Source organism: Sphingomonas sp. PP-CE-1G-424 (assembly GCF_004341085.1).
In the GTDB taxonomy this organism is placed as follows: domain Bacteria; phylum Pseudomonadota; class Alphaproteobacteria; order Sphingomonadales; family Sphingomonadaceae; genus Sphingomonas.
Genome location: NZ_SLXW01000002.1, coordinates 1,081,951 through 1,108,752, shown reverse-complemented (window position 1 = coordinate 1,108,752; position 26,802 = coordinate 1,081,951). Strand labels below are relative to the sequence as shown.

The window sequence follows — 26,802 nt, the reverse complement described above, 5'->3', positions numbered from 1 at the left end:
GGTTCATTCAGGGACGACACGGGGAAATTTAATGAAGACGATGCTGTTCGGCGCCACCGCCCTGGCCGCCCTCCTAGCCGCACAGGCGCACGCGCAGACGACCGCCGCGGATCCTGCGACGCCAGCCCCCGCCCCGGCATCGGTCGGATCGACCAACCAGCGCGACATCATCGTCACCGCGCCGATCCAGACCAGCGAGCGCGACGTGTTGCAGGGCACCACCGTCCTCACCGGCCAGGAACTCACGCGCCAGCTGCGCCCGTCGATCGGCGAGACGCTCGCGCGCCAGCCCGGCGTGTCGGCCTCTTCGTTCGGCCCGAGCGCCTCACGGCCGATCCTGCGTGGCTTCCAGGGTGACCGGATCCGCGTGCTGACCGACGGGATCGGCTCGATCGACGTCTCGAACACCTCGGTCGATCACGCGGTCATCATCGACCCGCTGCTCGCCGAGCGCATCGAGATTCTCCGCGGCCCCAGCGCGCTGCTGTACGGCACGTCGGCGGTCGGCGGCGTCGTCAACGTCATCGACACGCGCATCCCGCGGTCGGTGCCCGAGAACGGCTACCGCGTGAACGGCATCGCCAACTATGGTTCGGCCGCCAACGAGCGCTCCGGAGGGATGGCCGGCGACGTCGCAGTCGGCTCGCATCTCGTGCTCCACGCCGATGGCTCGTACCTGAAGTCGGGCGACCTGCGGACCGGCGGCTACATCCTGTCGCGCGACGCCCGCGCACAAGCCTTGGCGACGGCGGCCACCACACCCGTTGATCCCAACGACGCCGAGTCGATCGACTATGCCGCATCGGCACGGTTGAAGGGCAAGCTGCCCAACACGCAGGCCGAGACGTGGACCGCGGGCGCCGGCGCGTCGATCATTACCGACAACGGCAATCTCGGCATTTCGTACAGCCACTATGACAGCCTGTACGGCGTGCCGGTCCGCTACGCCACGCAACCCGGCCAGGAGCAGGAGGCGCCCCGCCTCGACGTCGTCCAGAACCGCGTCGACCTGCGCGGCGAGATCGATACCGGCGGCGACGTCATCAGCAAGATCCGCATCCGCGCCGGACAGGCGAGCTATCGCCATTTCGAGCTGGAAGAGGACAACTCCGTCGGCACCGCCTTCTACAACAAGGGCCTCGAAGGACGACTGGAGGTCATCCAGGCGAACCGTGGCGGCTGGCAGGGCGCGTCTGGCGTGCAGTTCTACAACCGCATCTTCAACGTGGTCGGCGACGAGGCCTTCCTGCCGAAGAACGAGACCAACCAGACCGGACTCTTCACGCTGCAACAGTATGAGTCCGGCAAGTTCCGCGCCGAGGGCGGCGTACGCTACGAGATCACCGATCTCGCTGCGCGCACGCCCGAGGACGATCTGCGCTTCTTCCGTGGCAGCCAGAGCTATCATTCGGTTTCGGGTTCGCTCGGTGCCTCCTACGCGCTGACCGACAGCATTCGCGTTGGCCTGAACGGCTCGCGGACCGAGCGTGCGCCATCTGCCGAAGAACTGTTCGCGAATGGCGCGCATGCCGGGACGCAGGCCTACGAACTCGGCAACCCGGACTTCCGGCTTGAGAAGTCGTGGGGCCTCGAAGGCACGCTGCACGCGCATGGCGACGGCTTCAGCTTCGACGCGTCGGCCTATTACAACTGGTTCTCGAACTACATCTCCGAGAACCAGGTCGCGTCGTCGGTCTGCCAGACGGCGGCCGATCCGTCGGGCCGCGTCGTCGACCTGCCCTGCTTCCAGTATCAGCAGGCCGACGCGCGCTATTACGGGTTCGAGGCGGACGCATCTGTGAAGGTCGCGCAGATCGGCGGCTATGCGGTCAATGCCGACGTGCTCGGCGATTACGTCCACGCCAACATCGTCGACCAGGGTCCGGTCCCGCGCATCCCGCCGATGCGCGTGCTCGGCGGAATCGAGGCGCAGGGCGACCGGATCAACGGGCGCGTCGAGGTCGAGCACGTGTTCGACCAGAACCGCATCGCCGCGTTCGAGACGAAGACCAGCGCGTACACGATGGTCAACGCCTCGATCGGCCTCAGCCCGTTCGGCAAGGATTCGAAGACGACGTTGCTGTTGAGCGCGAACAATCTGTTCGACGTGAACGCACGCCGCGCGACGAGCTTCCTAAAGGACTTCGCACCGCTCGCCGGCCGCGATTTTCGCGCAACGCTCCGCTTCGGGCTCTAGGCGAGCGGTAAAAGGAGGTTGGCGTCACTCGCTCGATCCCAACCTCCCAGTCTCGCGATCGGCGCTAACGCTGCTGCGAAGACAGCATCTCGACCGATAGCGCGTGTTCGCCGAGCAGATCGGCGAGCAGTTCGCCGGATGCGAGCGCGGTGTCGCCCCACCAATGGCGCGCGTCGATCCCTTCGAGATGGCACTCGGCGCAGCGCATCGGGACGACGCAGCGCAGGCTTACCTCCCTGCCAACCCGCCGGAACGCGATGGCTTGATCCGCGCGAATGCCGGTCAAGCCGACAGGCTCGTAGGCGCCTTCCGAGAACACGTCGGGATGCTCTCGGCGCAGCGCGAGAAGCCGCTTGATCAGCGCCATCTTCGCCGGCGCCTTCGAGGCCGACCAATCCCGAAGGCGCGCATAGTCGATCGGGCGGCGATTGTCGGGGTCGACCAGGCTCAGATCGGCCATTTCGGTACCCTGATACAGATCGGGGACGCCGGGCACGGCGTAGCGCAGTGCAACCTGAGCGAGGCTATTGGCAGCGGCCGCAGGCGCGATCCGGCCCACGAACGCAACGATATCGTCGAGGAACGCGGGAGACCGTGCGGGATCGAGCAAAACGCGCGCGAGGTCATGGTAACGAGTTTCGTAGGCCTCGTCCGGCGCCTCCCAGGACGAACGAAGCTTGGCCTCGCGCAACGCCTTTTGCTGCCACGCGACGATCCGCTCGGCGTAGCCGGACAGGCCGTCGGCATGCGATGCGGCAAGGCCTTCCGGCCATGCGCCGAACAGCGTCTGGAGCAGCATATAGGTGTCGGCGGGATCGACGCCGCCCGCATACGGAGCAGCTAATTCGAACCAATGCTCCGCGCGCGTGCGCCAGAGATCGGGGAGTTCGCTCAGCACCGCGAGCCGCGCGCGGACGTCCTCGCCGCGCTTGTGGTCGTGCGTCGCGGTCGCGAGCATGGCGGATGGCCAGTCCCGCGCCCGCTCGATCATCGCGGCGTGGAAGGCGTCGATATCGAGCGACAGGCGCGCGGCGTCGAAGCCGACGTCATTGCGCGACAGCAGGCGCCCGTAGCGGTAGAAGGTGGTGTCCTCGACCGCCTTGGCAGCGATCGGCGCGGAGAGTTGCTGGAACTGCCGCACGGCGTCGGCTACGAGTGCGGGGTCGCCTGGGCCATCGCCTGCCAGCCAGGACAGGATTTGGTCGACTACGGGGCCCTCGCCGGGGGGGACGAACTCAGCAACGCGCTGACAGACGATTTCGCGGATCTCGGCGTCTGCTGCGGGTGCGGCATCGCCCGTGCCGTAGGTCCGGTAGACCGGAAAGACCCAGAGCAGGCGTTCGATCGCGCGGTGCAGCATGCCCGTTGTCAGACCATCACACTCGACGGCCGTGCGAGCGAGCGTGGCGAACGCCTCGACGCACCGGCGGTGCTGCGCGTCGAACTGCCAGGCGAGCAGTTCCTGCCGCGCACGCAGTTCCTCGGGTGCGAAGTCGGCGGAGCGACCGCTTATGTCTGCCCAGAGCTTGCCGAGCGGGTCAGCGCCGGCGGGGGCATGGAGCAAGGCCGTGACCTGCTCCATGAAGTCATAGCCGCTGGTACCATCGACGCCCCAGTCGGTGCTGAGCGGTTCGCCGTCGGCAAGGATCTTCTCGATGACGATGTAGGCAGGCCCTGCCGGCGCATCGGCGGGACGTTCGATCGCGTCGAGACGCGCCCGGAGTTGTTGGCAATAGCCGGCTGGGTCGGTCAGGCCATCGACATGATCGACGCGGACGCCATCGATGAGGCCCTCGGCGTAGAGGCGGAAATACAGTGCGTGCGTCGCCTCGAACACGATGGGGTCTTCGGCGCGAAGGCCGGCGAGGTCGTTGATCGTGAAGAACCGCCGCCAGTTGAGTTCGTCGTTCGCGACGCGCCATGACGCCAGGCGGTAATGCTGGCGGTCGATCAGTGCGGCGATGTCGTCCGTCGCTGCGGTGGCCTGGTCCTCGTCGCGGATAGGCAGGCGATGTTCGCCGTACGCTTCGAGGACGTAGCGGCCGTCTACCTGTTCCACCTTCAGCGTGCCGCTGGTCAGTGTTTCGGCGAGCGGGTCACCGAGAATCGGGAGGACAAGCTTCTCGCGCCAGTCGATGTCGAAGTAGCGCGAGAATTCGCTGCCTTCACCATGCGTTAGGACGTTTTTCCACCACGCATTCTCCCCTCCAGCAACGCCCATGTGGTTCGGAACGATGTCGATGATGACGCCCATGTCTAGCGCGCGAAGGGCTGCAACGAGGCTTCGGAACGCGTCCTCGCCGCCGAGTTCGGGGTTGATGCGGGTCGGGTCGACGACGTCGTAGCCGTGGGTGGACCCGCTTCGCGCGGTGGTAATCGGCGAGGCGTAGAGGTGGCTGATCCCGAGGTCGTCGAGATAGGGCACCAGCGCTTCGGCATCGGCGAAGGTGAAGTCCTTGTGGAACTGGAAGCGGTAGGTTGCGCGCGGCGTTGTAGGCGGGATCATGCGGGTCTCGTGGCGTTGAGCGTGTCGATGCGGGCGGCGACTTCGGGGCTGGCGAGCAGCGCCTCGGTCGTGTCGGGCATGCGGCGGCGCCAGTTGGGGTGTTCGTCGATCGTGCCGGGGAGGTTGGGTTGCTCGACCAGTCCGATGAGGTCTTCGATCGGGATGATGGCGAGCGCGCAGGGCGTGCTGGCGACGTGCGCGATGGCGGCGTCGACGACCGAGTCGGTGTCTTCGGGGGTGGGCTGTTCGGTGCCGGTGTCGAACGCAGACCAGAGCGCGACGCGGTCCTCGGCGCGAGCGGCGAGGTCCGTGGGTTTGTCGACGGCGTCGGACTTGCGTCCGAGGTCCCACGTCCAATCGATATCGCGGCCGCTCCACCAGCCTGCGACGGTGGCGAGATCGTGCGTACCGGTCATCGCCACCGCGTCGGGCGACCATCTGGCGGGGGGGACGAAGCCGTCCGCGTCGCGCTCGAACCAGAGGACGCGCATGCCGAGCATGGCACGGGCGTCCATCGCCTCGCGGAACCCGTCGGGTACGGTACCCAGGTCTTCGCCGATGACGATTGCTTTGGCACGCTGCGATTCCATCGCGACGATCCGCATCAGGTCGTTGAACGGCATGTCGAGATACGCGCCTCCCGCTGCTGACGCGCCTTCGGGGACGACCCAGAGGCGACGGAGGCCGAACGCGTGGTCGATGCGGATGCCGCCGGCATGCGCGAGCGCTGAGCGGATCGTCGCGATGAAGGGAGCGAAGGCAGTATCGCGCAACGCTTGCGGATCGAACCCCGTGATGCCCCAGCTTTGCCCGTCGGGGCCCAGCGGATCGGGCGGCGCGCCGATCGAGAGGCCGGTGAGCAAGTCGCTGCGCCGGCTCCAGCCGTGGCTGCCTCCGGAGTCCATGCCGACGGCGAGATCGGCAATGAGGCCGATCGCCATGCCGGAGTCCTTGGCGGCCGTCTGCGCGGCGTCGAGATCGCGCCGTGCTAGCCATTGGAGGAAGATGTAGAACGTGACGTCGTCCGCATGCTCCGCGACGAAGCGGCGGACGGTAGGGCTGGTAGGATCGTGATATTCGACGGGCCATTGCTGCCAGCCGCGTGCGCCCCTGGTCGCGAGGAAATGCGCGTGGAGGGCGTCGAACTCGGCATGGCGTTCGAGGTCGTCGCCACCTTGACGCCTGAACGTGGTCAGGGTTTCTTCATTCTGTGAAAGCACTTGATCGAAGCTCTTGCGTAGTCGCGCGAGCTTTTCGGGGATCGCGGCGTGCCAGTCGATCAGTTCGGGGAGGCCGCGGTTGTCGGACTTTGCGCCGAATGCCGCCGGGTCGCCGTACAGGCCGTTGAGGAATTGCCGGCTCGAGGGTGCGTAGGGGCTGTATCGGCTGGCGTCGGCGGGGAACAATGCGTGCGTCGGGCTGATCGCGACAGCATCGGCGCCGCGTTGGCCGAAGGCTTGGGCGGCATCGGTTAGCGAAACGAAGTCGCCGAACGCTTTCGACACGTCGGTGCGGAGGCTCGGGATCTGGACGGCGGGCGCCCAGAGTTTGCGGCCCGGTAGCGCGTCGGCGATCGTGTAGCAGCGGCGCGGCGCGACGAGAATTTCCACAACTTCGCCATTGATTTCAAGCTTGTGGTAGCCGCTCTTTCTTATCGGGCTCAACTCGCCGTTATCGACTGTGACGGAGCGCGTCGTACCGTCTTCGAACGTAAATTCGGCTTTGCCCGATACCTTCGATGTCAGCCGGATCGGGTCTTCCACATCGACGGACAAGAAACGGACACCCTGCGCGTTTCGCGCTTCGATCGCGGCGAGGCTTTCGGCGATCTGCTTGTCGCTCCCGGACGGATGGCCGAGACGATCCAGAATCGCCTGTAGCGCACCGTTGGAGACGGTCTGGCGACGACCCGCTGCGTCCTGCCATTCGGGTTGCAGGCCGGCGGCGACAGCGAGTGTTCGGAGGCCGCTCATCGGTCCAGCCAGACTGCCACGCTGGCAGATTGGCCGGGCTCGCCATCCGCGAAGATTGGCGAAGCCTCTAGTAGAGGAAAATCAACGACATCGTCGCCGAGATTGAGCGCAATTGTCAGGATTGCGCCGTCGCCCATCCGCCAGCGCGCAACGACCGCCCCCTCGCCAATCGCCTCGGCACCGATTGCGGCCGTATCGCGCAGGCGGGGGATGATCTGTTCGTGGCGGATCTTGAGCAGGGTGCGGTACAGGTCCTGCCACTCGGCCGCCTCGGCGCCGGGCCGTGCTCGCGATTGGAGAAAGGTTTCGTGCGCGTTGGGGTCTGGGATCGCCTTGCGTGCTTCGGGATCGGCGAAGGCTGCGAACTTGGCGAACTCTTTCCGTCGGCCTTCGCGCACCGCGTCCGCCAGTTCATCGTGGAAGTCGGTGAAGAATAGGAACGGGCTTTCGCTGCCGTGCTCGTCGCCGATGAAGAGCAGCGGGATTTGCGGGCCCAGCAGCAGCAGCACGGTGGCGGCGCGGAGCTTCTGGCGGTCGGCGAGCAGCGTCAGGCGTTCGCCCATCGCCCGGTTGCCGATCTGGTCGTGGTTCTGGAGGAATGCGACGAACGCGGTCGGCGAGAGGTGCGCACTGGGCTTGCCGCGCGGCTTGCCGTCATGGTTGGGGGAGCCTTCGCCTTGGTAGATAAAGCCTTCGCCGAGGCAGCGCGCGAGGCGTTCGGCGGGGCGGTCGGCGAAGTCGGCGTAATAGGCGCTGGTCTCGCCGGTGAGGAGGACGTGGAGGACGTTGTGGAAGTCGTCGTTCCATTGCGCATCGAACGCGGCGGGGTGGAGTCGGTCGGCGTCGTTGCCTTCGTTCTCGAGGACGAGGTGGACGTGGCGACCTGTGGTCTTCTCGCGCAGTTCGGCGGCCATCGCGTCGAGGAAGGCGTCGTTCTCGATCGCGTGGACCGCGTCGAAGCGAAGGCCGTCGAAGCGGTACTCGTTCAGCCACATCAGCGCGTTGTCGACGAAATAGCGGTGGACCGGCGCCTGGTCGACCGCGACCGCACCGCCCCAGGGAGTGTCGACCTCGGGGTGGAAGAAGCCCTTTGCATAGGCGCCGAGGTAGTTTCCGTCGGGGCCGAAGTGATTGTAGACCACGTCGAGGAACACGGCCAAACCGAGTTCGTGCGCGCGGTCGACCAGCGCCTTCAAATCATCGGGCGTCCCGTAGCTTTCGGCGGGGGCGTAGGGGAGCACGCCGTCATAGCCCCAGTTGCGGGTGCCGCCGAACGCGTTGACGGGCATGAGTTCGATCGCGGTGATGCCGAGTTCGGCGATCGCCGGGAGGTGATCTGCGACGCCTGCGAAGCCGCCGAGCGTGCCGACATGGACCTCCTGGATGACCACCTCTTCCCACGGTCGGCCGCGCCAGTCCGGAGTGCGCCAGTCATAGGCTTGGTCGAAAACCACGCTCCAGCCATGGACGCCGCCGTCCTGTGCACGCGAAGCCGGGTCAGGAACGGTCAGCTCGTCCGCAAGCCGGAATCGATACCGAGCACCGGCGCCGACCGGAGCTCTAGCGCTGAACCAACCCTCCGGTTCGGGGGTCATTGGGACCGCGTCGCCATCGGCGATCTCAAGCGTCACCGCATCGCGGTCAGGTGCCCAGAGACGGAAGACCGTCCCGTCCCCGGAAAGCGTCGGTCCCCAGTTCATGCCGCTGCAATCGTCCACGAGAGTAGTGCCGCACCCTGTGGGGGAAGCTCGTAGCTGTCCTTGATCGGTGTGGTGCCCTGCTCCGGCTTGCTGCTGTCGATCAGCACGGTGCGCTCGACCTCTGCAGGCGGCGGCATGTGGAAGGTCAGCGGACCTTCCGAGGCGTTGAGCAGGAGAGAGATGACCTGCACTTCGCCCGATTCCTGCTCGCACGCGCGGCGCATCACCAGCGCGCGGCCGTTGGTGTTCTCCCAGTCTTCGGGCGTGAGTTGCAGGCCACGCTCATCCCACCATTCGATGTCCTTCAGCCCTTCCGCGGGCGTGTCCTCGCCGTAGAGGAAGTTGCCGGCACGGAGCATCGGGTAGTCGCGGCGGAGGGCGATCAGGCGCGCGGTGAAGTCGATCAGGGCATCGCCCTCGGGCGACTTGGCCTTGTTCCAGTCGAGCCAGCTGATCTCGTTGTCCTGGCAGTACGCGTTGTTGTTGCCGTTCTGCGTGCGACCGAACTCGTCGCCCGCCACCAGCATCGGCGTGCCGAGCGAGGCGAACAGCGTGGTCAGCATCGAGCGCATCACGCGCGACCGGGTCTCCAGGATCGCGGGGTCTTCGGTCGGGCCTTCGACGCCCCAGTTGCGCGAGCAGTTGTTCGAGTGGCCGTCGTTATTGTCCTCGCCGTTCGCCTCGTTGTGGCGCTCCTCGTAGGCGACGGTGTCGGCGAGCGTGTAGCCGTCGTGCGCGCCGAGCAGGTTGACGCTCGCCCAGGGGCGGCGCGCGCGGCGGTCGAACAGGTCGGCCGAGCCGGTCAGGCGCGCGGCGAGATCGGCGCGCTGCGCGTGGTCACCGCGCCAGAATTTCCGCACGGTGTCGCGGTACTTGTCGTTCCACTCGGCGAAACCGGGGGGGAAGTTGCCGAGCTGATAGCCGCCGGGGCCGATGTCCCACGGTTCGGTGATGAGCTTCAGCCTGCCAAGCACGGGATCCTGGCGGAGCACGTCGAAGAAGCCTGCGCCGGGATCGAAGCCGGTATCCGTACGGCCGAGCGTCAGCCCGAGATCGAAGCGGAAACCGTCGATGCCGAAGCTGGTCGCCCAGTAGCGCAGCGAGTCGGCAACCATCTGGATCACGCGCGCCTTGGTGAGGTTCAGCGTGTTGCCGGTGCCGGTGTCGTTGATCGAATAGCGGGGGTCGTCCTTGACGAGGCGGTAATAGCTCGCGTTGTCCAGACCGCGCCAGGAGAGCGTCGGGCCTTGTTCGGAGCCTTCGCAGGTGTGGTTGTAGACGACGTCGAGGATCACCTCGATCCCGGCAGCATGCAGCCGGCGGATCGAGCGGCGAAGTTCGTCGTGGCTGTCGGTCGCGAAGAACGAACGCTCCGGCGTGAAGAAATTGAGGGTGTTGTAGCCCCAGTAATTGCGCAGGCCCTTTTCCTGGAGGAAGCGGTCCTGAATGTAGGTGTGGATCGGCAGCAGCTCGATCGCGGTGACGCCGAGGCGTTTCAGGTGATCGATGACCTTGGGGTTGCCAAGCGCCGCGAAGGTGCCGCGCTCGGAGGGCTGGACCTCCTCGAACAGCTTGGTCAGGCCCTTGGTATGCGCCTCGTAGATCACCGTCTCGGACCAGGGCGTGTTCGGACGCACGTCGCGCGACCAGTCGAAATGGCTGTCGGTCACGACCCCCTTCGGCATCGTCAGCGCGCTGTCGCGCTTGTCGAAGCTCAGGTCCGCGCGCGGCGACTTGACCTGGTATCCGTACATCGCGTCGGTCCAGCGAAGTTCGCCGATCATTTGCTTGGCGTACGGATCGAGCAGCAGCTTGTTCGGGTTGAAGCGGTGGCCTTCCTCGGGCGCGTACCGGCCATGCGCGCGGTAGCCATAGACAAGGCCGGGCTGTGCGTCGGGGAGGTAGCCGTGCCAGACTTCGTCGGTCCATTCAGGCAGCGGATAGCGCTTCAGCTCGCGCCGGCCGGTCTCATCATAGACGCACAGTTCGATCTTCTCGGCATTAGCGGAATAGACCGCGAAGTTGACGCCGAGGCCGTCGAAGGTCGCGCCGAGGGGATAGGCCGAGCCGGCGTCGAGCGTGTCGGGCAGTAGATGCAATGCGAGGACCCTTTTCGTGTCGTAATGGTCGCTGCGGGCGCGGCTTTATCGCGGTGCAGCATTCCTTGCCGTGAAACCCGCCCGCCCGTTCCTATGTTCCGCAGGCAGCAGCGAGTTTTCGCGGCACTCTTCTACGTATCAAGGACATGCACATGCCTTACACCATCCGATCGATCCTCGCATGAGCGGCCCGAAACTGTTCGAGCCGCTCAAGGTCGGCAACCTGACGCTCGCCAACCGGATCGTGATCGCGCCGATGTGCCAATATTCGGCGACCAACGGCTGCATGAACGACTGGCACCAGATCCATCTGGGGCAACTTGCCCTGTCGGGCGCGGCGCTGCTGACGATCGAGGCAAGCGCGGTGCTGCCCGAGGGGCGGATCACGCATGGCGACGTCGGGCTGTACGACGACGCGACCGAGGCGGCGATGGCGGGGGTGATCGAGAGCGTGCGGCGCTGGTCCGACATGCCGATCGCGATCCAGTTGTCGCATGCCGGGCGCAAGGCCTCGTGCGAGGTACCTTGGAAGGGTGGGCTCCAGATCGCACCCGGTGAGCCGAACGGGTGGCAGACCGAGGGGCCTTCGACGGTGCCGTTCCTGCCGGAAGATAACGCGCCGGTCGCGCTCGACGCCGAGGGGCTGGCGCGGGTCCGCGATGCATTCGTGGCGGCGACGGTGCGCGCGGCGCGGCTCGGGATCGACGCGGTGCAGTTGCATGCGGCGCATGGGTATCTGCTGCACGAGTTCCTGTCGCCGGTGTCGAACCGGCGCGAGGATGAGTATGGCGGCAGTCTCGATAACCGGATGCGGTTCCCGCTTGAGGTGTATGACGCCGTCCGCGCTGCGTTCCCGGCGGAGCGCGCGGTGACGATGCGCGTGTCGGGGACCGACTGGGCCGAGGGCGGCTGGGACTCCGACCAGACCGTGGCGTTCGCCAAGGCGCTGGAGGCGCGTGGGTGCAGCGCGATCCACGTGTCGAGCGGTGGGATCACGCCCGCGCAGCAGATCCCGGTCGGGCCGAGCTATCAGGTGCCGCTGGCGCGGGCGGTGAAGCACGCGGTGTCGATCCCGGTCGTCGCGGTCGGGCTGATCACCGATTTCGAGCAGGCCGAGGCGATTATCGGGACGGGCGATGCGGACATGATCGCGCTGGCGCGGACGATCCTCTACGATCCGCGGTGGCCTTGGCATGCGGCCGCGCATCTTGGCGGTAACGTGAAGGCGCCGAAGCAGTATCTGCGGTCGCAGCCTCGGCAGTATAAGGATCTGTTCGAGAGCTGATCACACCGTCCGTGTAGCGACACCGTTCCCGTGCTGACTGAGGGAACGGCGCCAACCTACTGCATCTGCTGCATTACTGTCGGCCAAGCTCCGCGCTCAACCCCAGGCGCGGGGACCGCCGTCGTCGAGCGCACGGTCGAGATAGAAGGCGGCGCTGATCAGCGCAAGGTGGCTGAATCCTTGCGGGAAATTGCCCAGGAACGTGCCGTCCTGCGCGATCTCCTCGGCGAACAGGCCGAGATGGTTGCCGTGCGCGAGCAGCTTTTCGAAATTGAACCGCGCCTCGTCGAGACGGCCGGCACGCGCGAGGCATTCGACATACCAGAACGAGCAGGCGACGAAGGTCCCCTCCTGCCCCGGCAGCCCGTCGTCGATCTTGTAGCGATAGACCTGGCCGTCGTCGGACAGGTCCGCGCCGATCGCATCGAGCGTCGCCAGCCATTTGGGATCGGTCGGGCCGACGAATCTTACCAACGGCATCATCAGCAGCGCGCCGTCGACCGACCTGTCCGCCGGCGTATCCCCCGTCGCACGGACGAAGCGCCCCAGCGTCTCGTCCCAGAAGTTCGTCCAGATATCGTCGTGGATCGCGGTCCGCGTTTCCGCCCAGCGCACCAGCGGCGCGGGCAGAGAACGCTTCTGCGCCAGCCGTACCGCGCGATCGACGGCCACCCAGCTCATCAGCCGCGAGTGGAGATAATGCTTGGTTGGCCCGCGCACCTCCCAGATCCCGGAATCGGGGGTCTGCCACGTCTCGCAGACCTGATCGACGACCCGGATGATGTTCTGCCAGCTGTCATGCGACGGCGGCTCGCCATATTTGCTGCCCAGATAGACGGCGTCGAGCAGCGCGCCGTAGATGTCGTGCTGGACCTGAATATTGGCATCGTTGCCGACCACGATCGGGCCGGCGCCTTCGAACCCGCCGAGCTCGAGCTTGCGTTCGGATGCCACCGGGCCGCCGTCGAGCGCGAACATCACGCCGATGCTGCCGTCCGTGCACTCAGACGTGCGGTCCATCGCCCAGTGGAGGAAGTCGACCGCCTCGCCCTGATAGCCGAGCCGGAGCAGCGCGTACACGGTGAAGGATGAATCGCGGATCCAGGTCGCGCGATAATCCCAGTTGCGGACGCCGCCCGCTGCCTCGGGCAGGCCGAACGTCGCCGCCGCCGCGATCGATCCGTGCTTGCGCGAGGTCAGCAGCTTCAACAGCATCGCCGACCGCTCGACCGTCTCGCGCCATCGGCCGCGGTACATCGATTGCCGGCTCCAGCTCCGCCAATAGGCGATATCCTTGTCGACGACCGCTTCGAGCGCGGACGCGCCCAGCGACACGTCGTCGGGGTTGCTGAGGACCAGCGACACGGTCTCGTCTTCGGCAAGCTCGATCTCGGCGACGAGGTCTTGGCCGTTGGCGACGAGCGTCCCCTTGCCGTGCAATGCCAGCGCGAGCCCGGTTTCATGATCGAACCGGCCGCGTGAAACGCCGGGTGCGCTCCCGTTCTCGTCGGCGGTGAACGACGCGGTGACGAAGGCGGCGCGGCCTACCGCGCCGTAATCGAACCGCGGTGCGCAGCGGATGCGGACCGTCGCGCGGCCCCGCGTGCACGTGATCCGACGAACCAGTCGCGGCGGGACCTCGTTTCGATTGTCACCGACCGGCATCAGGTCGACGAGATCGACGCTTGCCTGCGTCCCCATCCAGCGGGTCATGAGGATGTTGGTCTCCGGTACGTACATCTGGACGACCCGCGCGCCATCGAGATCGGGCTCGATCGAGAAATGGCCCCCCTTTCCGGCATCGAGCAGGCGCGCGAACACCGACGGACTGTCGAGGCACGGCCAGCACAGATAGTCGATCGTGCCCGCGGTATCGACAAGCGCGATCGTCTCCAGATTGCCGATCGCTCCGTGGTCGGCGATCTGCGAGGCCTCGGGTGAGCCCGACACGTTTCGATCCGACGCACGGCCGCCCGTGACCGGCTTGGCGGCATCAGCCATTATCGCGGAAGCCTGGGTACAGCGACATCGCGCCGTCGATCGTGAGCGTCGATCCGACGATATAGTCGGCAGCGTCAGACACCAGGAACAGCGCGGCGCGCGCGACATCGTCGGGATCTCCGACCCGACCATAGGGGATCAGTTCGAGCAGCTTGTCCTGATCGGCCGTCGCATCCGCGTTGATCGCGGTGGCGATCGCGCCGGGAGCGATGCCGTTCACGCGGATACGGTCGCCTGCCACTTCCTGCGCGAGCGTCCGCATCAGCATGCCGCTGCCCCCCTTCGAGGCGGCGTAGTTGGCATGACCCGCCCATGGAATGACCTCGTGCACCGAACTCATAAAGAGGATCTTGCCGATCGCCCGGCTGACGCCGCGGTCGCCCTGCTGGCGAAACCGGCGTACGGCCTCGCGCGTCACCAGGAACTGGCCGGTCAGGTTGACGTCGATGACCTGCTTCCACTCCTCGAGTGTCATCTCCGCATAGGCCGCGTCCTTCTGCATGCCCGCATTGGCGAAGACGATGTCGACGCCGCCGAACCGCTCGACGGTTTCGTCGAACATCCGGATCACCGCGGCCTCGTCCGACGTGTCCGCCGCGCACGCGAAAGCCTTGCCGCCGGCCTGGATGATCTGATCGACGACCTCGCGCGCCTTGTCCTCGCTGCTGTTGTAGTTGACCGCGACGGCTGCACCGGCGGCGGCGAAGGCGATCGCGGCGGCGCGCCCCAGTCCCGAGCTCGCGCCGGTGATGATCGCGGCCTGGCCGGTCAGGTCGATGTGCATGATGGGTCTTTCGTAGGAAACAGTCCTCGCCCAACGCACCGGGTGGCAACTCTTTCCAATCGCGGACAATCTAGCTGATCCTGATCAATCGCGCTGAAACGGACGCAACTGAAACGTATCGCCATGCTTTATGACATCGACACAATGGTGGGGCAGCGTGTGACCAAGACTTTCGGTTCAGGGATGCGCGACTGCCGCAGTATCGGTTTAACGGCTGACCGACGAGGTCAAGGCTGGCTGCTTGCGATAACGGCCGCATCATTTTGAAAACTGTCTCTTTACCGTCATTTACGGGGTCAGTTGCGCGACAGCGTCGTATCGCGATCGCTATCCCGATCAAAAACGAAGAGGAGCATCTGCCCGCCTGCCTCGCTGCGATCGATCGCGCAGCCGAGGTGTTCGGCGGCCGGGTCACGATCGTCGCGCTGTTGAACGACTGTACGGACGGTACGCTGGAACTCCTCACGCAGTGGCGACCACGATTTGCCGAGCTTTCCTGGCATGCCGTGTCGCTACTTGCCGGCTTTCGTCACGCGGGTTGGGCGCGACGCTTGGCCTGGGATGCCGCGGCCGGTCTGCTGGACACCGACGACGACCTTTTGCTGTCGACGGACGCCGATACCAACGTCGCGCCCGACTGGATCGTCCGCACGGTGGCGCATATCGACGGTGGCTATGATGCCGTCGCCGGGCGGGCGCTGACGCTGCGCGGCGACCGCGAGCATCTCGGCACCACGGCGCGGCGACGTCTGGACATGATCGGCCGCTATTACACCGCACTCGATTACCTGCGCGCCGACGCGGAAGCCTCGCCGCACGATCCCTGGCCTCGGCACTTCTACGAGGGCGGCGCGAGCATCGCCCTGTCGCGGCGGCTGTACCGCCGGATCGGCGGGGCCCCCACCCCGCCGGTCGCCGAGGATCGCGCGCTGTTCGAGCGTATCAGGCAGTACGGCGGCGGCATTCGCCACGCACTCGACGTGAGGGTGTTCACTTCATGCCGCACTGCAGGCCGCGCGCCCGGTGGCATGGCGGACGCAGTCGCCCGCTGGATCGATCAGCCGGAGCACGCGCCGCTCCACGAAACCTACGCGGTGGCCGCCGCGCTCGCCCCTGATCGCGCGACCCGCCGCGACCAACTCAGCTTTGCGACCCTGCCTGCAGCGATCGCCGAAGCACAGCGCCTGATCCGGTTAGCCCGCCGCGCCAAACCGCCAAAGGTCGAGCCGATACGCGTCGTACCGGTCGCTGCGGACGACGGTGACCGCTTCGCCGAGGGCGACCTGGAGTTCGGCGACCGCGTCGTCCCCGCTTTTGGGATAATCGGTTTCGCCGATCCAGTGCACCAGCAGAACGTGCCCGCCGGGTAAGACCGCAGTCCGCAAATAGTCCGCTAGCCGGCTGATATCGGCGCTGTCCCAGTAATAGACGACCTCCGACAGCAGCACGAGATCGAAGGCCCCGTCGGGGGCTTCGGCGGGCAGGCGGCGACGTTTGACGCGGACGTTCGACTGCGCCCCACACCGTGCGCGCGCGGCGGTGAGGGCGGTGTCGGACACGTCGACCGCCAGGAGAGAGTCGCAGCGCTGCGCCAGGCGCGTCGTCAGGACGCCGTTCGCGCACCCGACTTCCAGCGCGTTGGCGAACCGATCGCCGGGCAACGCGGCGAGCGTCGCGTCATATTTCGCGGCTTCGTAGGCGCTGGTCTCGAAATGCCAGGGATCGCCCCGATCCTTGTAGAGCGCTTCGAAATAGGCGGGTTCGATCGAGTGTTCACGACGCAAGGCGGGTCTCCAGCAGCACGGTATTGGGGCGATCGATCAAGCGCAGCATCGCTCGCGGGAGGCGGAAATTCTCCCGCGCGCCGACGATGCGGCCGCCGCGCTGGCTCCGGTGGCACGCCATCGCGCGGCGTTGATTGGGCCGGCCAGCCTTGCTGTCGATCGCCAAGGCACGAACCCCGCGCAGGCGCTGGGTCAGCGCATCGACCGTCCAGCCCCAGACCAGATAGTCGTAGAGCCGGCAGCGAAGCCGCGCTGCGGCCGCCACCGCCAGCGCCGCCGCGGCCTCGTGATCGCAGTGCGGGTCGCCCGACCACGTCACCGCAATCTGCCGGATGCCGCGTCGCCTGCACCACACCACCAGTCGGTCGACGCTGCGGGCGAACACCGGGTCGCCCGGTTTTGCCGGCGTCGCATCGGGCCAGTCGAGATGCAGCACGTCGGCCACGCCGCCGAGGATACGCACCGCCGCCTGCGCTTCGCGGCGGCGCAGACCTGCGATCCGCTGCGCGCTCCAGCCGGGTGCATCGGGGTGCGATCCGGACCCATCGGTTAGGAACGCAGTGTGCACTCGGCCCCCGGCGGCGCTGACCGCGGCGATAAGCGCACCACAGCCGAGCGTCTCGTCGTCGGGATGCGGTGCGAGCACGAGCCAGGGCCCGTGTCGCGCCGCGTCCTTCGCCGAGATTCGCCGGGCACGCCGCGTCAGCGCACGCCATGCGTCCCCGCCGGGCGCTACCACCACCGATCGTCGCCCCAGCAATCCTCCTCGAGCCACGCCGCCGCCGCCCGGTCGCGCGCCTGATCGGGTACCGGCTGACGCAGGTACAGCCCCAGATCGCGCGTGATCCGGTCGATCCGGCTTTTGGCGAAGAACGACGCGGTGCCGACCGACCGTGCGGCCGCCTCCATCGTCCGCAACCCCGCCTCCTCGACGATGCCGCGGGTCATGAGCACGAACGGGATCGCTTCCGCCGCCTGCGTTTCGGCAAGATGCGCGGCGCGCCGAACCCACAGGCCTGCGCTGCGCGTCTCGGTGAGACAGGTAGCGAACCGCGCACGCTGGATCGGATCGTCGGACTTGCCGGTGGCGACGAGATGATCGCGCAAATGCCGCACCAATGCCTCGACCGCCCCGAGCTGCACCGCGGTGAAGCGCCACGCGCCGGCACTGAACCTCGGTTCGCGCTCGTAATCGTTGGCCGCACCGATCACGCCCTCACGACCGATCGCCATATCGGAAAAGTCGAACGCGCCGCTGCACGTCCCGCGCATTCCGCGAACCTGCCAACCGGCGTTATCGGCGCGGGCGGTTTGGCCAGCGATCGGCACGAGAACCAGTTGCTTGCCGCCGGTTTCGTCGCGCGCGGTCACGAGGATGCGGTCGAGATGCCCCGCCCCGGTTGCGAAGCTCTTCGCGCCATCGAGAAGCCACCGATCGTCGCCAACCTTGCGAATCGCGAGACCGGGGGTTGGCTCGGTGTTCCAGACACCGAACGTGCGTCCCGCCTCGAGATCGGTGTCCAGCGTCGCCCGTTGCTCCGCATCGCCATAGGTCGCGATCAACTGGACCGCGTTGACATGCCCCTCATACACCCGCCCAAGACTGAGATCCGCCCCCCCAATCGCGCGCAGCACGTCGAGCAGCGCATCGGTCGAGCCCCCCGGCGTCACAGCTTTAAACGCACGTAACGCCCCCGCCTCGAACAGCGCATGGAGCCGCTCGGCAGGAAAATCTTCGTGCGTGTTCTCCTGGTCCCACGATGCCGCGAGGTGGCGGACGGCTTCGAGGACGGACCAGCCTGATGGATATTGCGTCAGTGGATACATCCCGGACCATCCGGCTGCGGGAGCGCACCGGTCACGAACAGACAACGTCGGACGCGCGCGAGCGTTGCGAGTCGCCGTCCGCCGCCGTTCAAACAGTTACGCAGAGGTAAAACGCATGCCAACCATCGGTTAACGCTTGGCCGGCATACTCGCACCATCGGATAGGACGAGATCGATGGCAAGCACACAGGACGTCTTCACGCTGGTCGGCAAGCGCATGCGCGGCACTCTTGGTGAGCAAGGTCATCGGAGTCGTCCCGTCGAGATGCCGCCGATCGCCGAACTCATCTGCCGGATCGATCGCGCACTGCAGGATCGCCGCGCCGCCTGACCCGGCTTTAGTCGGATCGGTCCGCGACGGCGATCGCAGACGCGTACATCGCAGCCGCCCGACGCTCGCGTAGATCCTCGAATGCATCGCGCGGGTCCGGCGCGTCGCCGGTCGAGCGCAACACCGCCCACAAGGCGAAGCGTCGGCCCGGTTCGCGCTCGGTTCCGAATGCGATGGCGACCTTCTCCCGTCCGTCGTCGATCGCGATTTGATCAAGCGCATCGATATCGGCGGTGCCGAAGAAATGTCGTAGTACCGCGTCGAGATCCATTTCGCTTCCTGTAGCCCGCGTAGCCGAAACGCAACCGGTCCCGGCACGGTGCCGCGGCTCGAAACGGTTGCGATCGCGCCTCCTACCGCTTAGACGCCCGCCCATACACGCGTATCCCGGACGGGTGGCCGAGTGGTTTAAGGCAACGGTCTTGAAAACCGTCGTAGGGGCAACTCTACCGTGGGTTCGAATCCCACCCCGTCCGCCAATTTACGTTGCTCGCCGGCGCAAATTCCGAAACCGGCGATCAGTTAGTTCGGTCCGGCGGTACGATCGGTAAGGGCAGCGCGGCGATCGGGACGCCCTCTTCGGCCAGAGCCTTGGCCTCGGCGAGGCTAGCCCGCCCGTGGATGGTAGCGTGCTTTTCCTCGCCGAGATGCATGGCGCGGGCGCGATCGGCGAAGGCTGTACCGACCCATTGCGATGATTCAAGAGCCTTGGCCTGCTGTTTCGCCAGCGTCGCCAGGGCGGACTTGATCGCGTCGGGGCTCGGGATCGAGGCCTTGCTGCTGCCTTTTGCCGGGATCGCAGGGGCCATGAGCGCCTTGATGATCGTGCTGTCGTCGCAAATCGGGCAATGGACCTGCCCCGCTTCGCGCTGCGTTTCATACGCAATGCTGGAGCCAAACCAGGCTTCGAAGACATGGCCCCCGCCGCACTTCAGATCGAAGACGATCACGGCACGACCGTGACGGGGGGGATGGCACGACGGTGCGCGATCGCCGGGATGCGCGATCGGACGTCGCGCAGTCGGTCGGCGTCGATCTCGGCAAAACTCAACCCGGACGCCTCACCCATGTCGAGTAAAACATCGCCCCAAGGATCGATGACGAGCGAATGGCCGTAGGTCGTGCGTCCGTCGGCATGCTCACCGGTCTGCGCCGCGGCGACGACGAACGCCCCCGCCTCGATCGCGCGGGCGCGCAGCAGGATGTCCCAATGCGCCGCGCCAGTTGGTCGCGTGAAGGCGGCGGGGACGGACAATATAGTGGCGCCTGCGTCGCTCAAGGCGCGATACAGATCGGCGAACCGAAGATCGTAACAGATCGATGGACCGACCATCCCGACGGGCGTGTCGATCACGGTCGCGGCGTCGCCCGCGATATAGGCGGCGGATTCGCGCCAGCTCTCGCCGGTCGGCAGATCGACGTCGAACAGATGCAGCTTGTCGTAACGCACTCGGATCGTGCCGGTATCGTCGATCACGAACCCGCGATTAGCGAGCCTGCCGTCGGAGCGGCGAACCGCCAACGAGCCCAGATGCACCCATATGCCTGCATCGGCGGCAGCGGCGCAAACCGCTGCGAGCACGCGGTCCTCGGCCTCGCTTACGATCGAAGCGCCCGCCCGGACCCGATCGCGGTCGATCAGGCCGGACATCTCGGGCGTGAACAGCATCGCGGCGCCCTCGGCCGCCGCCCTATCGATCGCATCGACCAGCGTCGCCGCGTTGACGACCGGATCGGTACCGCTCGTCATCTGGAGAACGCCGATCCTCGCCATCAGGCCAGCAGAGCGTCGAGACCGCCCTTTGCGTCGAGCGCCGCAAGGTCGTCCGATCCGCCGATATGCTTGCCGTCGATAAAGACCTGCGGCATCGTGTTGCGACCGCCCGAGCGCTCGACCATCTCGGCTTTCTTCGGGCCGCCCATCGTCACGTCGAACTGCTCGGGTTCGACGCCCTTCGAGGCGAGAAGTTTCAGCGCGCGCGTGCAGTACGGGCAGAACGCCTTGGTATAGATTTCTACTTTTGCCATGCGCCGGAGATGTGGTTTCCGCCGAGCGCTGTCAACTCGGCGCCGGTAAATTGGACGGTCAATTCGGCGTGGATCAATCGCTGGCCGTCGGAGACAGCACGCGCGCCCAGCACAATATCGTGACGGATCGCGCGCCCGCCTTGAGCAAGACGCGCGTACAGCCGTCCGTGGTCGCGCCGCTGGTATACACGTCGTCGACGAGCACGACCGACCGCCCCCGAACCCGATCGGGCGCGCAAACGGCGAATGCACCCGCGACCGCCTTCGCGCGCGCTTTCCCTCCCAGTCCCCGCAGCACGAGCGTCCGCCGCGTCCGGACGAGCACATCGCAATCATGGGTGACGCTGGATAATGCCGCCACCGATCGGGCGATCAGCGCCGCTTGGTTGAACCCCCGCGACCAGATCCGCCATCGGTACAGCGGCACCGGCACGAGCAGGTCGGCATCATCGGGCATCAGGCGATTCATATGCCGCGCCATCGTCTCGGCAAAAGCGATCCGGCCGCCATATTTGAGCCGCAGCACGAGGCTGCTTGCGATGGGTCCGTAGGCGACCGCGGCGCGGACACCGGCATGCCGTGGCGGCTCGGCGAGGCATGGTGCGCAGACGACGCCCTCGCCGCGATCGAAGGCGAACGGGCGGTTGCACGCCACGCACCAGGGCGGTCCGAGAAACCGCAGGCTGCTCCAGCAGATCGCGCAGAACCGATGATCCTCGGCGACGGGTGTCCCGCAGCCGCCACAGCGCGGCGGCAACGCGAGGCCGATGATCCGGCGAAACGGTCTGGTCATGCCGTATCTCTCCCCGCCCTGAGACCCGCTCCCGTCTGGCTTCCCTGCGAGACCTTGTCGTGGAAGCCCGACCACGGCACAAGCGCGGTCGTGTCAGACAGCCCTCCCGAAATCTTCGACCGCGCCGCGCGTCGCCTGCGTCGCGACCGCGCCGCCCCCGATTATGCCGATCATGCATTTCTTCGCGATACGATGCTCGACGGAATCGCCGAGCGGCTCGACGCGGTCACCCGCCCGTTCACCGACATCCTCGACCTAGGGTGTTTCGATGGCGCATTCTCGCCGCCGCCGGGCGCCCGCGTGGTGCGGTGCGACGCGGGCTTCGCATTTGCCGCACGAACCGGCGGGGTACAGGCCGACGAGGATCGCCTGCCGTTCGCCGACGCGACGTTCGATCTGGTGGTCAGCGCCGGCGTGCTCGACCAGGTCAACGACCTGCCAGGCGCGCTTGCTCTCATCCGACGCGTGCTGCGTCCGGACGGGCTGTTTCTCGGCGCGTTCGTCGGCGCGGGGAGCTTGCACGCGCTCCGTGCGGCGTTGCGGATCGGCGAGAGCGAACGCCCCGCGGCGCGTCTTCATCCACAGATCGACGTGCGGTCGGCAGGGGACCTGCTGATGCGCGCCGGCTTCGCGTTGCCGGTAGCCGATGTCGAGACGCTCGATGTCCGCTACGCCGATCTGAGCCGCGTGTTCGCCGATCTGCGCGGCATGGCGGCGAACAATATGCTCGCGCAACGCCAGCCCCTGACACGCGACGTCCTCGCCCGGACGTTCGCCGCATTTGCGGACGCTGCCGACGATACGGGAAGAACGCGGGAGACCTTCCAGATCGTCTTCCTGACCGGCTGGTCGCCCGATCCCTCGCAACCCAAGCCCGCTAGACGCGGCAGCGCGACGGCATCGCTGGGCGACGCGCTCAACCGCTAGGCGATCAGCCCGTCGCCCTCCGCGGCGCGCGCTAGGATGCGTCCCATCGCATCGAACAGCGCATCCATCGCGACCGGCTTGAAGATCACGTCGTCCGCTCCCGCGGCAAGGCATCGCTGGCGCAGGTCGGGCGCGATATCCGCCGTGACGACGATGATCGGCACGACCGCCTTTGCATCACCTCGGGCGCGGATATGCCGAATCGCGGTTATCCCATCCATGCCGGGCATTCGCAGATCGACCAGCACGATCGCGAACTCGTCGTCATCGAGGATCTTCAAGCCGATTTCGGCGCTCTCCGCTTCGACCATCGTCGCCCCGGCGACGTCGAGCATGTCTTTGACAACACGCCGGTTCATCCGGTCGTCTTCGATGAAAAGGACGTTCACGAGGTAGGTCGCGAGGGGCGTTTGAAAGGAGGCGAAAGGACCGTCATGCCGCTACGTCTACGCGTCATGCAGCGTGAGATACAAGGTCAGGAATTGAGTGGTTTTTTAAAACTGATCCATGTAAAACTGCCGCGATAAGATCGGCCCCGCTGACCGGCTTTGCCACGACGCGCGTGATCCCTGTCGCGAGCAATTCCTCGCGTTCCCGATCAGCCGAAATGGGCCAGAGCAACGTCGTTTCAACACATGCCGATGCGGCTGCGTAGGCGATCCGCGTCAGCGCTGCGATATGATCGCCCTGCCCTCGTACCGTCGCGTCGTCGATCAGCACGCGCGCGACATTACCCAGATCAAGTCTTGCGATGGCTTCGTCGACCGACGTCGCGCACCCGACCGGACCACAACGCGGCGTGAGCAACGTCGTGAACATGCTGCGGGTGATCGGGTTGCGATCGAGCACCAGCGTTACCGTGCCCTCAACGGCGCAGCGTTCGGTGATCGCGATAGGTTCGGCGCGGATCAAGGGGAGCGTCAACGTGAACGTCGCGCCGCGACCGATCGCGCTGCCGACCGACACCTCGCCGCCCATCGCACGCGCCAGATTGCGGCAGATCGAGAGACCGAGCCCGGTACCGCCGAATTGCCGCGTCGTGCCCGCATCGGCCTGTTTGAACGATTCGAATATCTCCTCGAACTTGTCCGGCGAGATGCCGATACCCGAATCCGTGACGGCAATGCGGAGCCGATCGTCGGTCGCGACGTCGATCGTCAGCGCCACTGCGCCCGCCGTCGTGAACTTGAGCGCGTTCGACAGCAGGTTGAACACGATCTGTCGGACTCGCGCAGCATCACCCATGATCATGTCCGGACAGCCGTCCAGGTCGACGACGAACGACAATCCCTTGGCACGGGCCTGCTCGTCCCACATCCGGGTCGCGTCGATCACCGTCGCGCGAAGATCGAACGGCGCGGACTCGATCGTCAAATTCCCCGTCTCCATCTTGGCGACGTCGAGAATGTCATCGACCAGAGCGCGCATCCTGACACCGGCGCCGTGGACGATGTCGAGGCGGTCGCGGATCGCGGTCCCGAGCGCCCGATCCGCGAGCATCACCTGCGTCATGCCGAGAATACCGTTGAGCGGCGTCCGTATCTCATGGCTCGTGGTCGCCAGGAACTCGGTCTTGGCGGCAAGCGCTTTGCCGAGCGCATCATTGGTCACGGCGAGGTCGTCGTTCGCCGCCCGCACACGGTCGCGGCTGCGGCGAATCGTGACCAGCCCGACCGCCAGCATTGCGATCACCACCGCCACCGCGGCCGATGCACCGATAAACATATAGCGCTGGGTCTGCGCATGCGCGCGTTCAAACGCGATGCTCCGTTGCAGTTCGGTCGCCTTGAGCTGGCTTATCTTTAGTTCCTGGTTAGCGAAGTCGAACCGTGCCGCCATAAGCGCAGTCTTGGTGTCCGTCGCCAGTTTGGTTGCGTCGTCATCCATTCGCTTAAGGGCTTGAAGTTGCCCCAAGGCGCCCTTCGCATCGCCGATCATGCTATAAATGTCGTACGCAGTCTGGTGGACATCTCTGTAGGTCATGTCGGTGTCCGTTGGACTAAGGCCGACCAAGGATCTGACCATCAACGCGCGCGCCTGCACGATATCGCCGCGCTGCAATGAGATTTGCGCATCCGTTGCCAACAATCTGCTTCGAAGTCCCAGATCGCTTGTGTCTGCCACCTTGCGCGCAAATACCAACGCTTGTTCGGCCCGAGACAGATTACCGATCTTGAGCTGGATCCATGCGATATTGATATAGATCTGCTCGAGCAGGTTCCGACTTCCAAGAATCTTTGCGATAGACAGGGCCTTGGCAAGCTCGTCTCGCGCCTCCGGGTAGCGGCGCAGTAACGCAAGGGAGAGCGCTCGGTTATTATGGATCGAAAGAGAAAGGTTCACGTCAGACTGGTATATGTCCAGCGCTTGCTGGAAGTATTTCAGCGCAGTTTGCTGCTCGCGGGCTTGATCGTACAGCGAAGCGATGAAGACGAGAGCACGCGCCTGCCCGCGGGGATCGTTGAGCTTCCGATATATCTCGAACGCTCCTTGATAATCCCGCAATGCGTCGCCCATTCGCACCCGATTGCTGTCCAACCAGCCCAAGGACAGCAGAAGATCGCCGTGAAGCTTTGATTTGGGTTGGTGCCGTGCGACTTGGGCGATTGCGCTCTCGATAGGAGCTTCCGCCATGTCCGATTTGTTGGTCCGCAGATACGCTTCGCCCTGAAGCCATTGCGCCGTAGCGATCGCAACGCTGCGGTCATCGACCTGCGCAATCCGTGAACCAAGACGCTCGGCCTCTATCGCTTTGATCAACGCCTGCTGAGGATTAATGAGCATTGCGGCTTTCGCCTCAGCGACAGCGTCTGCATAGCCCTCATTTGCCTCCCTCGCTGGCGACGGCGGCGTTGCCATTGCCGGCGAGGGCGCCCCCCCCAAAAGCACTACCACCATGATTAGGGCGAGACTTCGAAGAATGCGGGAGATCAGGCGCGCTTCCACACGGTCGCCAGTCGATTGAATGGCGCCCGGACGTCGGTGGCCAGCGCCAGCGCCTTGCCGTCGTCGAGAAAATGGATCAGCGCATCGATATTGATCGGACGACTGATCAGGAATCCCTGGATCATGTCACACCCCATCACCGACAGGAGCGCCATCGCCGCGGGCGTCTCCACGCCTTCCGCGACGACTTCCATTTCCAGCGCATGCGCGAGATCGATGGTCGAGCGAACGATCAGCGGGTCGCGGTTCGAACTCGTCAATTGCGTGACGAAAAGCTTGTCGATCTTCAATTCTCGCGCCGGCAATTGCTTGAGATACGCCAGTGAAGACAACCCCGCCCCGTAGTCGTCGATTGCGATGACGATGCCGATCTCGGCAAAGACCTTGAGGTTCGCGATCGCGCTTTCGGGATCGCGAATGACCGACGTTTCGGTGATCTCGAACCCGAGTTGTGCACCGCTCTGCTCGACCAACGAACATGCCTGCCTGACGAACCACGCATCTGCCAGGAGCACGCCCGAGATATTGATGAACACCCGTAGATCGTGCCCGGCCCGCGACAATATCTTCTGGTCCTCGATCGATCGACGGATCGTCCACAGGGTCAGCGCGACGATATCGTGGGTTTCTTCAGCCAATGGAATGAAGTCGCCCGGCAACACCAGTCCGCGGGTCGGATGGTTCCAACGGACAAGGGCTTCCACGCTGGTGATCTGCTGCCGCCGGAGGTGCACCTTCGGCTGATACTGCAGAAAAAGCTCTTCGTTTTCGATCGCGACGGGCAAGTCCCGGACGAGTTGAGCCCGATCGATTGCCTCCGTGCTTCCAGCCACGTCGAGCGCGACTGGGGTGCGCTCGATACGCGCCTCCGCCAAAGCCTGTTCCGCTGCCTCGATCAGGTGAACCTCGTCGCGATGCGGGGCCGCCGCGGCACCACCGAGGCGTGCCTGGATATCGTGGGTCTCGCCGTCGATATCGAATGGACGTTCGAACGCACCTTCCAGCGCGGCGATCGCGACATCGAGCGCAAGCCGAGCCCCACTCTCAAACGCGATTTCCAGAATTTCGCGACCGACCGCAACGATGCGCCCGTCCGGCAGAGCTTCGCGCACCCGTGCGCCGAAATCGACGATCAACGTCTCCGAACGGGCTTTGCCGAGGTGGCGTCGCAGCGCTGCAAAGTTGGCGATTTCTGCCAGGATCAGGAACCGCCAACCGTTCAGCGCCCGATCGCAGATCCCGTCCTGCCGGAGTTCGCCGAGCAACACCGGATCGACCAGCCGCGCATCGGGTTGCGTCGGGCTGCACTCGATCTGCGAGTACGGATGTTCGCTCATCCGGCCGTGCTATCGGCGAGCCCTAAACATACCCTTAACTGCAAACGACGCACACGTATAATGTATGGTTAACAGACTATAAAGATGATTGTTTAACGCCGCATTAGTGATATGTTGTACGGGCACCGGTAACGGTGCCCATAAGGGAGCATAAACATGCTGAAGATCATTGCCTCTGTACTCGGAATCACCATCCGTCCTTGGTGAATAACGTTTGTCGGTCCGGATACAGATTCGCCACCAGTTGGCGCGTCAGGTTTCCGGACCGACATTTAACCGTTATT

Annotated in this window: 21 protein-coding genes, 1 tRNA gene and 1 pseudogene; 6 read left to right on the top strand and 17 right to left on the bottom strand. The window is 65.6% G+C overall.

The features are described 5' to 3' along the window. The first annotated feature begins 31 nt into the window (after window positions 1-31). Window positions 32-2,197, top strand: coding sequence for a TonB-dependent receptor (locus tag C8J43_RS10270; RefSeq protein WP_133030752.1), 2,166 nt, complete (start codon window positions 32-34; stop codon window positions 2,195-2,197). A gap of 64 nt (window positions 2,198-2,261) precedes the next feature. On the opposite strand, the gene treY is transcribed toward C8J43_RS10270, so the two are convergent. From treY to glgX, 4 genes are read right to left on the bottom strand one after another with little or no spacing between them, the layout of a single operon-like run. After that, window positions 2,262-4,703, bottom strand: coding sequence for a malto-oligosyltrehalose synthase (treY, locus tag C8J43_RS10265; RefSeq protein ID WP_133030751.1), 2,442 nt, complete (start codon window positions 4,701-4,703; stop codon window positions 2,262-2,264). Then, entirely contained in the window at window positions 4,700-6,676 is a 1,977-nt protein-coding gene (gene malQ, locus C8J43_RS10260; RefSeq protein WP_133030750.1) for a 4-alpha-glucanotransferase, read from the bottom strand. The genes treY and malQ overlap by 4 nt, the downstream gene beginning before the upstream one ends. Continuing rightward, entirely contained in the window at window positions 6,673-8,376 is a 1,704-nt protein-coding gene (gene treZ / locus C8J43_RS10255) for a malto-oligosyltrehalose trehalohydrolase (protein WP_133030749.1), read from the bottom strand. Before treZ ends, malQ begins: the two co-directional genes overlap by 4 nt. Then, window positions 8,373-10,475 (bottom strand): glycogen debranching protein GlgX, encoded by a 2,103-nt coding sequence (gene glgX, locus C8J43_RS10250; RefSeq protein ID WP_133030748.1) that lies wholly within the window; start codon window positions 10,473-10,475, stop codon window positions 8,373-8,375. Before glgX ends, treZ begins: the two co-directional genes overlap by 4 nt. A 181-nt stretch (window positions 10,476-10,656) precedes the next feature. Here glgX and C8J43_RS10245 point away from each other — a divergent pair, with 181 nt between their 5' ends. Then, entirely contained in the window at window positions 10,657-11,760 is a 1,104-nt protein-coding gene (locus tag C8J43_RS10245) for an NADH:flavin oxidoreductase/NADH oxidase (RefSeq protein ID WP_133030747.1), read from the top strand. Between the two features lie 96 nt (window positions 11,761-11,856). Here C8J43_RS10245 and C8J43_RS10240 read toward each other — a convergent pair whose 3' ends face one another. After that, window positions 11,857-13,761, bottom strand: a complete 1,905-nt coding sequence (locus C8J43_RS10240; RefSeq protein ID WP_133030746.1) for a glycoside hydrolase family 15 protein — start codon at window positions 13,759-13,761, stop codon at window positions 11,857-11,859. After that, on the bottom strand, window positions 13,754-14,545 hold the full coding sequence (locus tag C8J43_RS10235; RefSeq protein ID WP_133030745.1) for an SDR family oxidoreductase: 792 nt from the start codon (window positions 14,543-14,545) through the stop codon (window positions 13,754-13,756). Before C8J43_RS10235 ends, C8J43_RS10240 begins: the two co-directional genes overlap by 8 nt. 263 nt (window positions 14,546-14,808) lie before the next feature. Between C8J43_RS10235 and C8J43_RS22310 the strand changes: the two are divergent. Then, window positions 14,809-15,237, top strand: a pseudogene (locus C8J43_RS22310) (glycosyltransferase); the annotation flags it as partial. 501 nt (window positions 15,238-15,738) lie between these two features. Here the strand turns inward: C8J43_RS22310 and C8J43_RS10225 are convergent. From C8J43_RS10225 to C8J43_RS10215, 3 genes are read right to left on the bottom strand one after another with little or no spacing between them, the layout of a single operon-like run. Next, complete coding sequence (locus tag C8J43_RS10225; protein WP_133030743.1) at window positions 15,739-16,329, bottom strand: SAM-dependent methyltransferase; 591 nt, start codon at window positions 16,327-16,329, stop codon at window positions 15,739-15,741. Beyond that, window positions 16,319-17,071: a PIG-L family deacetylase gene (locus C8J43_RS10220; protein ID WP_243645496.1), complete on the bottom strand. Its 753-nt coding sequence runs from the start codon at window positions 17,069-17,071 to the stop codon at window positions 16,319-16,321. The genes C8J43_RS10225 and C8J43_RS10220 overlap by 11 nt, the downstream gene beginning before the upstream one ends. Then, the gene (locus C8J43_RS10215) at window positions 17,062-18,156 is read right to left on the bottom strand and encodes an acyl-CoA dehydrogenase family protein (RefSeq protein ID WP_133030742.1); all 1,095 of its coding nucleotides are present in this window, start codon (window positions 18,154-18,156) and stop codon (window positions 17,062-17,064) included. The genes C8J43_RS10220 and C8J43_RS10215 overlap by 10 nt, the downstream gene beginning before the upstream one ends. Before the next feature lie 175 nt (window positions 18,157-18,331). On the opposite strand from C8J43_RS10215, the gene C8J43_RS21895 reads away from it, so the two are divergent. Continuing rightward, on the top strand, window positions 18,332-18,487 hold the full coding sequence (locus tag C8J43_RS21895; protein WP_165899589.1) for a hypothetical protein: 156 nt from the start codon (window positions 18,332-18,334) through the stop codon (window positions 18,485-18,487). A gap of 7 nt (window positions 18,488-18,494) precedes the next feature. On the opposite strand, the gene C8J43_RS10210 is transcribed toward C8J43_RS21895, so the two are convergent. Then, the gene (locus C8J43_RS10210) at window positions 18,495-18,758 is read right to left on the bottom strand and encodes a hypothetical protein (RefSeq protein ID WP_121903916.1); all 264 of its coding nucleotides are present in this window, start codon (window positions 18,756-18,758) and stop codon (window positions 18,495-18,497) included. A 118-nt stretch (window positions 18,759-18,876) separates the two neighbouring features. On the opposite strand from C8J43_RS10210, the gene C8J43_RS10205 reads away from it, so the two are divergent. Further along, a tRNA-Ser gene (locus C8J43_RS10205) sits at window positions 18,877-18,966 on the top strand. A 39-nt stretch (window positions 18,967-19,005) separates the two neighbouring features. Here C8J43_RS10205 and C8J43_RS10200 read toward each other — a convergent pair. The 4 genes from C8J43_RS10200 to C8J43_RS10185 all read right to left on the bottom strand — a co-directional run bounded on the left by C8J43_RS10200 (window position 19,006) and on the right by C8J43_RS10185 (window position 21,308). Continuing rightward, window positions 19,006-19,437 carry a DUF1178 family protein gene (locus C8J43_RS10200; protein WP_133030741.1) on the bottom strand — a complete coding sequence of 144 codons (432 nt, stop codon included), beginning with the start codon at window positions 19,435-19,437 and terminating at the stop codon, window positions 19,006-19,008. Then, window positions 19,434-20,261, bottom strand: coding sequence for a carbon-nitrogen hydrolase family protein (locus tag C8J43_RS10195; protein ID WP_133030740.1), 828 nt, complete (start codon window positions 20,259-20,261; stop codon window positions 19,434-19,436). Before C8J43_RS10195 ends, C8J43_RS10200 begins: the two co-directional genes overlap by 4 nt. Further along, window positions 20,261-20,515, bottom strand: coding sequence for a glutaredoxin 3 (gene grxC, locus C8J43_RS10190; protein WP_056050631.1), 255 nt, complete (start codon window positions 20,513-20,515; stop codon window positions 20,261-20,263). Before grxC ends, C8J43_RS10195 begins: the two co-directional genes overlap by 1 nt. Window positions 20,516-20,588: 73 nt before the next feature. Beyond that, window positions 20,589-21,308 (bottom strand): ComF family protein, encoded by a 720-nt coding sequence (locus C8J43_RS10185; protein ID WP_133030739.1) that lies wholly within the window; start codon window positions 21,306-21,308, stop codon window positions 20,589-20,591. Window positions 21,309-21,398: 90 nt separating this feature from the next. Here C8J43_RS10185 and C8J43_RS10180 point away from each other — a divergent pair, with 90 nt between their 5' ends. Then, window positions 21,399-22,235, top strand: coding sequence for a class I SAM-dependent methyltransferase (locus C8J43_RS10180; RefSeq protein ID WP_243645495.1), 837 nt, complete (start codon window positions 21,399-21,401; stop codon window positions 22,233-22,235). Here the strand turns inward: C8J43_RS10180 and C8J43_RS10175 are convergent. The 3 genes from C8J43_RS10175 to C8J43_RS10165 all read right to left on the bottom strand — a co-directional run bounded on the left by C8J43_RS10175 (window position 22,232) and on the right by C8J43_RS10165 (window position 26,518). Further along, window positions 22,232-22,624, bottom strand: coding sequence for a response regulator (locus C8J43_RS10175; protein ID WP_133030737.1), 393 nt, complete (start codon window positions 22,622-22,624; stop codon window positions 22,232-22,234). The genes C8J43_RS10180 and C8J43_RS10175 overlap by 4 nt on opposite strands. 64 nt (window positions 22,625-22,688) lie before the next feature. Beyond that, window positions 22,689-25,019 (bottom strand): ATP-binding protein, encoded by a 2,331-nt coding sequence (locus C8J43_RS10170; RefSeq protein ID WP_165899588.1) that lies wholly within the window; start codon window positions 25,017-25,019, stop codon window positions 22,689-22,691. A gap of 146 nt (window positions 25,020-25,165) precedes the next feature. Then, window positions 25,166-26,518 carry an EAL domain-containing protein gene (locus C8J43_RS10165; protein WP_207893354.1) on the bottom strand — a complete coding sequence of 451 codons (1,353 nt, stop codon included), beginning with the start codon at window positions 26,516-26,518 and terminating at the stop codon, window positions 25,166-25,168. Window positions 26,519-26,802: the final 284 nt, after the last annotated feature.